General features: G+C 38.0%; 1 protein-coding gene. It reads left to right on the top strand.

Annotation, left to right across the window (positions count from 1 at the left end; genetic code table 11):
- Nucleotides 1-576: leucine-rich repeat domain-containing protein (locus HMPREF9441_RS15185; protein ID WP_008622713.1), on the top strand; the 576-nt coding region annotated here is incomplete at both ends.

Raw genomic sequence — 576 nt, 5'->3', positions numbered from 1 at the left:
ACTATAGGAACTGAAGCCTTCAAAGGTTCAAATCTTACTTCTATCGTATTTCCTAATAGCTTAAAAGAAATAGGTGAAAGTGCTTTTGCTGGGACAAAACTTACAGGAGGTGTAAAATTTAACACTGCCTCTAATGTAGTTTTTGGCAAAGGAGCTTTCTATTTCTCAGATATAGTATCTGTACAATTGCCTTATACTACCGAAATTTCTAGCAGTATGTTTTCTCACTGCTACCATCTAAAAGAAGTAACTTTTGGAAAAGTAGGGGTTATAAGTAATGGTGCTTTTCACTCTTGCCACGCTCTTACACAGATAGACTTAAGAGGCTCGGGAGTTAGGCAAATAGGCGAAGCCGCTTTTGCTAGCTGTACAGCTCTTACTAAAGTATTCTTACCTGCTTCTGTAGAAAAGATTGATGGCCTTGTTTTCGGATACTGCAAATCATTGCAAAGCATTACGATTGATGCGCTCAACCCTCCTACTTTAGGTGATGATATCTTCTTTAACTTGAGTGCCAACGAAATCCCTAATATCTATGTACCTGCTATATCAGTAGATGATTATAAAAGAGCCGCT

This window comes from Paraprevotella clara YIT 11840, assembly GCF_000233955.1.
Taxonomy (GTDB): Bacteria; Bacteroidota; Bacteroidia; order Bacteroidales; family Bacteroidaceae; genus Paraprevotella; species Paraprevotella clara.
Note: the sequence above shows the minus strand (reverse complement) of the source record. Positions and strands in the feature narration are given on the sequence as shown.